This is a genomic window from Streptomyces sp. NRRL WC-3549, assembly GCF_000721935.1.
GTDB lineage: Bacteria > Actinomycetota > Actinomycetes > Streptomycetales > Streptomycetaceae > Streptomyces.
In genome coordinates, this window is sequence record NZ_KL585389.1 from 44,502 (window position 1) to 45,025 (window position 524).

The 524-nt window shown below is 73.7% G+C and carries 1 protein-coding gene; it reads left to right on the forward strand.

What is annotated here, in order from left to right; all coding sequences use genetic code 11:
* Nucleotides 1-524, forward strand: a 524-nt coding sequence (locus tag IH13_RS39685) for a PAS domain-containing protein (protein ID WP_158791088.1), incomplete at both ends; no start/stop codon positions are given.

Genomic DNA, 524 nt, shown 5'->3' on the forward strand with positions numbered 1-524 from the left:
CGCCAGCCTGCTCCAGCACGCGCAGCGCCTCGGCCGCATCGGAGGGTTCGAGGAGAACCTCGTCACCGGCGGGATCACCTGGAACGGGCCGCTCTTCTCCCTGTACGGGCGGGCCGCCACCGAGCCGCCGGTCTCCCTCCAGGACCTCACCGACCACGCCCACCCGGACGACGCCGTGTCCATCGGCCGCTTCCTGCGGGCCGTGCTCCACCACCGCCAGCCGGCCTCGACCGCCTTCCGCCTGATGCGTCCCGACGGAGTGACCCGCCACATCCGGGTCATCGCCGAACCCGTGCTCGACGCGGACGACCGTCTCCTCGCGGTCCGCGGCGCCTACCAGGACATCTCCTCGCAGCACTGGACCGAGGTCGCGCTGGCCGCCACCCGCGACCAGCTCGCGCACTCGGAGCAGGAGTCCGCCGAACGCAACCGGCTGACGCTCCAGCTCCAGCACGCGATCATGCCGCCGGCCCAGGCACCGCTCGACGCGCCCGGACTCGACGTCGCCGTCCGCTACCGGCCGG